The following is a 7,466-nucleotide window of genomic DNA, read 5'->3' as shown; positions in this document are numbered from 1 at the left end:
GAGCCGTGGCGGGCCCTCCCGGCGTATTGCTCCGGATCGCCCGCACCGGGCGGCGCTGTCCCGGATGGCCGTTCACGACCGTTACCTGTGAGACGCGCGATTTTCCTTACACGCGTCTTTCGCCTGTGGTTGGGTGAGCGCCATCACGGTCAGGGGTGGGCGTGATAGAGGGGCACAGCGATGCGGCCGATCCGTCTGCGGATACTCATCACAAGTCTGGTACTGGTGGCTGCGGGAGCGGGTGGCTGGCAGCTGCTCCCGTCCGATCGGGCCGGACAGAAACCGATCACGGTCGGGACGACCGATGTGGTCACGTCGCTCGATCCGGCGGGCGCCTACGACGCGGGATCCTGGGCGCTGTTCGGCAACATCTACCAATCTCTCCTGACGTTCAAACCCGGTTCCGTCACACCGGTGCCGGACGCGGCGCGGAGCTGCGCCTTCGTCGGAACGGATCTGCGGACCTACCGCTGCGAGCTCCGTGACGATCTGCGTTTCCCCGGCGGGCGCGCGATGACCGGCGAGGACGTCAAGTACTCCTTCGACCGGGTGCTGGCGATCAAGTCGGACGTGGGCCCGCGGTCCCTCTTCACCACGCTCAAGTCCGTGGTGGCGAAGGGCAGGACGGTCACCTTCCACCTCACCTCGCGTGACGCCACCTTCCCGCTCAAGGTCGCCACCGGAGCCGGTTCGATCGTGGACCGCACCCGGTACCCGGCGGACACGCTGCGCGCGGGCTTCGAGGCCGACGGCACGGGGCCGTACATCCTCACGGCCTACACACCCGGTTCCACCGCCCATCTCGCGCCCAATCCCGGCTACCACGGCGCGGTCGAGGAGACCGGCGGTCCTGTCGACATCGCCTACTTCGAGACGTCGGAGCAGCTGGCCGCCGCCTGGAAGGCCCGTACGGTGGATGTCACCCACCGCCAGCTCCCGCCGTCGCTGATCGCCGGACTGGACGCGGGCAACGACGGTGTCAGGGTCAACGAGGCCGAGAGCGCCGCGATCCGCAATCTCGTCTTCAACGTCCGCGAGGGTTCGCCGATGGCCGACACCGCGGTACGCAGGGCGATCGCCGCGACCGTCGACCGGGCCGCGATCGTCACCGGTGTCTACGACTCGACCGTCGATCCGCTCTACTCGCTGGTCCCGCAGGGCATCACCTCGCACACCACTCCCTTCTTCGACTCCTATCCGGATCCGGACCCGCAGCGCGCGAAGCGACTCCTCGCGGACGCGGGGGTGCGGACGCCGGTCCGGTTCACGCTCGCGCACGCGCGGGGCGGTTCGGCGGCGCCGGAGGCGGCGGAGCTGCGCGAACAGCTCGAAGCCACCGGGCTGTTCGAGGTGAAGGTCGTCGAGAAGGAGTGGACGGAGTTCCAGAAGGGTTACTCCCAGGGGGAGTACGACGCGTACTGCGTGAGCTGGCTCCCGGACTTCCCGGACCCCGACAACTTCGTACAGCCCCTGGTCGGCCGTGAGTCCACTCTGCACAACGGCTACGCGAGCGAGCGGGTCGACCAGCTGATCGAGTCCACCCAGCAGTACGGCGAGCGTGCGCGCGCCGCGCAGGACTTCAGGACGCTCCAGAAGGTGGTGGCGGAGGATGTGCCCGTCCTGCCGCTGTGGCAGAAGAAGGACTATGTCCTCAGCACCGAGGACATCACGGGCTCGCAGTACCTCTCGGACGGTACGGGCCTCTGGCGGCTGTGGGCGCTGGGCCGGCTCTGACCGCGCGGCGGTTCGGCGGTGACGGGTTCCGGGGGCGCCGTCACGGTGACGGGCGCGGCAGTGTCACCGTGACCGCGAGGCCCGCGCCCGGCGCGGTCTCCACCGTGACCTCGCCGCCGTGGGAGGCCACCACCGCCTGCACGATGGACATACCGAGCCCGCTGCCGCCCGTGCCCGTGCCCGTGCCCGTGGCGCCCGTCACCCGGAAGAAGCGGTCGAAGATACGGTCGGCGTCGGCCCCTTCCATCCCCGGGCCCCGGTCCGCGACCCTGAGCCGTACCCCGCCGCACCCCGAGCGCGCCAGCTCCACCGTCACCGGCGCGGCCACCGGGGTGTGGACCCGGATGTTCGTCAGCAGATTCCCGATGACCTGCCGCAGCCCCGGCTCGTCGCCCTGGACGAGCATCGTCCCGGCGGCCGCCACCTCGACCGTACGGTCCGGCTGCTGGGCGCGCAGATCGTCCGCCGCGTCCCTGACCAGCCGGCTCATGTCCACCGGCCGCAGCCGCAGTTCGGGTCGCTGGTCCAGCCGGGCCAGGGTGAGCAGTTCGTCGACGAGCCGGCTCATCCGGTCCGCCTCCGCGTTCATCCGGGACATGGCGCGGGTACGCTCCGCCGGCTCGCGCAGCATCCCGCGGTCGTAGAGCTGGAGATAGCCGCGGATCGCGGCGAGCGGGGTACGCAGCTCGTGCGAGGCGTCCGCGACGAAGCGGCGGAGCTGGGCGGCGCTGCGCTCGCGCGTCACATACGCCGACTCGACCTGCTGGAGCATGGAGTTGAGCGCGAGCCGTAGCTGTTCGGTCTCCGCTATGGTGTCGTGACGGCCCGGTATCCGGCGGGTCAGATCGCCCTCGGCGATGGCGGACGCGGTCTCCACCATGTCCTTCAGCGGGCGCAGCGTACGGCCCGCGCCCATCAGCGTCATCACCGCGAGCAGCACCAGCAGCAGGGTCCCGAAGGCCAGATCCAGCTTGAGCGCGGCCTTCAGACTCTGGTGGACGGTCTTGGTGGACTTCGCCAGCAGGACCACCGTGCCGTCCCGCAGCTCGGCGGCCGTCATCCGGTACGGTTCGCCGTCCACGTCCACATCGCGCGCGGTGGTGAAGCGGGCCGCCGCCCTCGGGTCGCCGACCGCCTCGGCCAGGGCCCGCTGGCGCGCGCTCGGCGCGACCCCGGTGAAGAACACCGGCCGGCCGGAGGGGGCGACGGAGACGAAGACCGTCTCGGGTCTGGGCAGCGTGCTCGCCCCCGAGTCGCCGGGGGCGAGGATGTCCCGTACGGCGGCGAGCGCGCTCAGGGACTCGATCTGCTTCATGGTGATCCCGCTGCGCCGGAGGGCGTCGCGGGACCCGGTCAGCTCGGAGTCGATGGCGCCGAGAAGGTAGTGGCGGAGCCCGAAGAGGCTGGCGGCGGTCGCGACGGTGATCCCGAGGGCGAGCAGCAGCACATTGACGAGGGTGAGCTTCGTCCGCAGCGAACGCGTGCGGCGCGGACGCCTCGTACGACGGAAGAACCTCGTACGGCGGAGGCGCCCGGTGCGGCGCCCGGCGCGGCTCATACCGGGCGCGCCAGGCCGTATCCCACACCTCGGCGCGTGGTGATCAACGGCGGTCCCAGCGGGTCGAGTTTGCGGCGCAGATAGCTGATGTACGTCTCCACGACCGTGGACTCGGCCGCGTGCTCGTACCGCCAGACATGACGGAGCAACTGCTCCTTCGTCACCACGGAACCGGCGTTGCGCACCAGGAACCGCAGCAGCGCGTACTCGGTGGGGGTGAGGTCCACGGGCCTGCCCGCCCTGCGCACGGTGTAGGTCGCCTCGTCCAGCTCCAGATCCGCGTACCGCAGCGGCGGCCGGGCGGGCAGCCGGTCCGCGGGCCGCGTACGGCGCAGCACGGCGCGGATCCTGGCGATCACCTCGTCCACGTTGAACGGCTTGGTGATGTAGTCGTCGCCGAGCCCGAGTCCGCCGACGATCTCGGCGGGCGCGTCCCGGGCGGTGACGAAGACCACCCCGGTCTCCGGGTGGCACTCGCGCAGCTGACGGGCGATCTCACGGCCGTCGCCGTCCGGCAGCATCACATCGAGCAGCGCCGCATCGGGGCGCGTACGCCGGACCGCCTCCGCGGCCTGCCGCACGCTCGCGGCGGCCACCACCTCGAACCCGTGGTAGCGCAGGGCGATGGCGAGGACGTCCGCGATGCTCGGTTCGTCCTCGACGACCAGCACGGTCGCCGCCGCCGTCCCCTCCCCATCTGTCATGCCCCCAGTATCCGCACCGCGATCGCCCCGGGCACCGCCGGCCGCTTGGGAGTTCCCTGTGAGTAGGGGCCGCGCTCCGCCGTACGCCCGGCGGCGGACCGATTCTGAGATCCGGCGAGGGGGACGGACGGATACGGGTGACCGGGAGAGGGCGGACATCGTGGAGGCATGGGCACGCTGGTGCCACCGGCACAAGGGGGTGGTGCTGGTGCTGTGGGCGGCGGCGCTGCTGGGTCTGGGGGCCGCCGGGCGTGCCGGGCTTCCGGGCGAGGCGGGCGGCCGGGCCGTCACCTGGGTCGTGCTGAGCGCACTGGCCGCGGTGATCCTGCTGCTCGGGCCGCTGGGGCTGCTCGGGCCGCTCGGGATGCTGGGGAAGCGAGGGAAGCGGGGGCTGAGCAGGCGTCAGCGGGCCCGGCCGGCGGCGGGCGGACCGGAGTCCGAGGAGGCGGAGCCGCCCGGAGGCGTCGCGCGGAAGGAGCGGGAGCCCTGGGTCCCGCCGTCCGGCCCGTCCTACGCGTCGGCGGTGCACGGTTTCGTACGGACGGACGAGGGCGACGCGGTCGGCTCCGCGGCGCTCGTCCTGAGCACCGTGGGCGGACGGCGGCTCGACGGTGTGGAGTCGCTGGCCGACGGCTCGTACATCCTCGCCGCCCCGGCGGCCGGACCGTATCTGGTGACGGTGACGGCGACGGGTTTCGCACCGCGGACCCGGCGCGTCCTGATCGGTGAGGACCCGACCGTACATGATCCGGTGCTGGAGGAGACGGCCGTGGACGCGGTGAACTGACGGCACACCGGATCCGTCCCGGTCGGTCCGTGACCGGTCAGTCCTTCTTCGGGTCCGGCTTCTCCGGCCTGGTCCTCGCCTTGCGCGAGGCCGCCGCCTCCGCCATGCCCGGCAGGAAGTCCGTGAACAGCTCGTGCACATCGCGGACGAGCGGGCGCAGTACCCGGAACCGGGAGAGCGCGACGCCCCGCGCGGTCAGCAGGGCGCCGCGTTCCGCCAGCCGGCGGCTGCGGGCACTGCCCTCCGAGCGGTCGAAGACCCAGTACAGGACGAGTCCCATCTGGGACAGCCACATCAACTCGGGCAGTATGTCAACCAGTTCGTTCGCGACCTTCGCCCTGGACCCGGCCAGTGCCTCGCGGTGGACGGCGATGGCCGCGTCGCGGGCGTGTTCCGACTCCGGGGAGAAGGGGCTCAGCGGGCTCTCGGGGTCCGCCGCGTTCTTGAAGAACTGCGCGGCGAACTCGTGGTACGGCGCGGCGATGTCGAGCCAGACCTTCAGCACCCCCGCCATCCGTGCTTCGAGATCGGTCTCACGCTCCAGCACCGGCCGGACCGCCACCCGGTGTTCGGCGGCGATCCGGTCGTAGAAGCCCTGGACGAGATGCTCCTTGGACGAGAAGTAGTAGTACGCGTTCCCCACGGAGACCCCGGCCTCCTGGGCGATGGCCCGCATGGTCGTCCTGTCGTAACCGCGCTCCTGGAAGAGCCGCAGCGCGGTTTCGAGGATGAGCGTGCGGGTCTGCTCGCTCTTGGGGGCCGGGGTCCTGGAGGCGCCGGCGGCCCTGGACGTACCCGGAACCTTCGCGCCTCCGGCGGCCTTGGGGTCCTGTGCGTCCTTCACGGCGTTCTCGTCCTTCACAGTGCCTGAGCCTAGTGCGACGGAGCGGGCACCTCGCACGCGTCGTCGCAGGGCGCTGCCGTCAGCTCCCGGTACTTCGCGGCGGCGAGCACCGTGACCCTGGCGAAGGGGGCGCCGGCCGGGGTGGCCAGCCAGTGGGCCTTTGGCCGGTGTTCGGCCAGTGCCCAGAGGCAGACGATCCAGGCGGCGGTGCCCCGGTAGATCTGGCCCCGGTCACCGATGACGGTGATCTCCTTGAGCGTGGACCCGTGGTCGAGGTCCGGATACCGCCGCCGGGCCTCCCGCGAGGCGGCGGGCACGAGATCGATCGGTACGAGCTGACGCTGGCGCAGCAGCCAGTGCCGCACATGGACACAGAGCGGGCACCGCGCGTCGTACAGCACGGTCAGCCGGTGTACGGGCGTGCGCGCTTCGGGCGGGCGTGCCTCGGACACACGGGCCTCGGGCCGGCGTATCTCGGGCGTACGGGCCTCGGGCGGGCGCACCACGGTCTCCCCTGGCATGGCCGCTCACACCCCGGGGGCGGGGGTGGCGGCCCAGGGTCCCTTGTCGGCCGGTCCCGTCCAGCCCTGCGGCGGCACCGGGGGCCGCTGCTCGCGCTCCATGAGTCCGCGCCGCCGCATCTTGTTGAGCACATAGACATTGCCGAGATGCATCGCCCCGAGCACCAGCAGCACCACACCGATCTTCACCGAGAGCGCCTCGAAGAGCCCGCGGGCGTTCTCGACGGCGTCGGCGTTCTTGAGATAGAGCGTGACGAAGCCGAGGTTGACCAGATAGAAGCCGACCACCAGCAGATGGTTGACGGCGTCCGCGAGCTTCTCGTCCCCCTTGAGCACATCGGCGAGAAAGATCCGCCCGTTCCTGCTCAGTGTCCGGGCCACCCACACGGTCAGCGCCACGCTGATCAGCAGGTACACCACATACGCGACAACAGTGAGGTCCATCCCCCACCCTCCCTTTGAACATGTTCAAAAGCTGGTTGTCGGGAACTCTAGACCCGTTTTTGAACATGTTCAAGCGAGCTGGAGCACCGGCGTGACATGACACCGCCCCCTGACGCGACATGGCGTCAGGGGGCGGTGGGAAGCGCGGTGGAGAGCGCGGCGGAGGACTCGGTGGGTCCGGCGCCGGGAGCGGGTCCGGCGCCGGCCGGTCTCACATGCTGCTCAGTGAACGGGCGTAGTTGATCTGGCCCATGACGGCCTGGAAGGCGCCCGGGTGGGTGGCCGGGATCATGGTCGAGTGGTGCTTGCCGCCGCTGGTCACCGAGGCCTGGATGAAGCCCGTGGTCGTCTTCTCCTTCATCAGCAGGAAGAGCAGACCGACCAGACAGAAGAGGAAGAAGACGATCGCGAGGACGATGGCGTACGCCGGGATCTTCTCCTCCGTACGGGACATGTCCGTCGCGTTCCAGACCGCGCCCCTGAGCGGCAGCGTGCCCGACGGGGTGATGATCGAGTCGTTCAGCACGGTGATGTCACCTATCGACACCAGCGGCATGCCGCCGCCGCCCGTCGGCACGGGGTACGGGGCGCCCGACCGCGGATAACCGTAGCCGGGCCCGGGGTCGGTCCCGGGATGGCCGTAGCCGGGTACGGAGCCGGTCCGGCCGTCGATGAGCGTGGGATTAGGGAAGTCGTACTCCGGTGTGCCCGGCGCTCCGGTCCCCGGCCCGGGGCCCGGCGACTGCGGCGGCCCCCATGTGTACTCCCCGTCCGCGTACGGATTCGGCTCGGTCATTTCTCCCCGCTTCCCGTGGTCCCGAATGCACTTCCGATCCTGGCACACGGAAGGCCCGCTTCTGAATGGGCTTCCCCA

8 protein-coding genes are annotated in these 7,466 nt (G+C 70.9%); 2 read left to right on the top strand and 6 right to left on the bottom strand.

Annotated features, from left to right (window positions below):
- Positions 1–180 precede the first annotated feature (180 nt).
- The gene (locus ACWGDX_RS35820; protein ID WP_453632494.1) at positions 181–1,734 is read left to right on the top strand and encodes an ABC transporter substrate-binding protein; all 1,554 of its coding nucleotides are present in this window, start codon (positions 181–183) and stop codon (positions 1,732–1,734) included.
- A 40-nt stretch (positions 1,735–1,774) separates the two neighbouring features.
- On the opposite strand, the gene ACWGDX_RS35815 is transcribed toward ACWGDX_RS35820, so the two are convergent.
- Positions 1,775–3,292, bottom strand: a complete 1,518-nt coding sequence (locus ACWGDX_RS35815; protein ID WP_453632492.1) for a sensor histidine kinase — start codon at positions 3,290–3,292, stop codon at positions 1,775–1,777.
- Complete coding sequence (locus ACWGDX_RS35810) at positions 3,289–3,996, bottom strand: response regulator transcription factor (protein ID WP_453632490.1); 708 nt, start codon at positions 3,994–3,996, stop codon at positions 3,289–3,291. The genes ACWGDX_RS35815 and ACWGDX_RS35810 overlap by 4 nt, the downstream gene beginning before the upstream one ends.
- Positions 3,997–4,156: 160 nt before the next feature.
- Between ACWGDX_RS35810 and ACWGDX_RS35805 the strand changes: the two genes are divergently transcribed.
- Positions 4,157–4,783, top strand: coding sequence for a carboxypeptidase-like regulatory domain-containing protein (locus ACWGDX_RS35805; RefSeq protein WP_453632488.1), 627 nt, complete (start codon positions 4,157–4,159; stop codon positions 4,781–4,783).
- Between the two features lie 37 nt (positions 4,784–4,820).
- Here ACWGDX_RS35805 and ACWGDX_RS35800 read toward each other — a convergent pair whose 3' ends face one another.
- The 4 genes from ACWGDX_RS35800 to ACWGDX_RS35785 form a co-directional block, all read right to left on the bottom strand.
- Entirely contained in the window at positions 4,821–5,645 is an 825-nt protein-coding gene (locus ACWGDX_RS35800; RefSeq protein WP_453632487.1) for a TetR family transcriptional regulator, read from the bottom strand.
- An 11-nt stretch (positions 5,646–5,656) separates the two neighbouring features.
- Entirely contained in the window at positions 5,657–6,148 is a 492-nt protein-coding gene (locus tag ACWGDX_RS35795; RefSeq protein WP_453632485.1) for a thiol-disulfide oxidoreductase DCC family protein, read from the bottom strand.
- Between the two features lie 6 nt (positions 6,149–6,154).
- Positions 6,155–6,592 carry a hypothetical protein gene (locus ACWGDX_RS35790; RefSeq protein ID WP_453632483.1) on the bottom strand — a complete coding sequence of 146 codons (438 nt, stop codon included), beginning with the start codon at positions 6,590–6,592 and terminating at the stop codon, positions 6,155–6,157.
- 211 nt (positions 6,593–6,803) lie between these two features.
- Positions 6,804–7,388 (bottom strand): hypothetical protein, encoded by a 585-nt coding sequence (locus ACWGDX_RS35785; RefSeq protein WP_453632481.1) that lies wholly within the window; start codon positions 7,386–7,388, stop codon positions 6,804–6,806.
- Positions 7,389–7,466: the final 78 nt, after the last annotated feature.

The sequence above is a fragment of the Streptomyces sp. NPDC055025 genome (assembly GCF_053608565.1).
The sequence above is the reverse complement of the archived record's forward strand: the minus strand, read 5'-3'. Positions and strand labels throughout refer to the sequence as shown.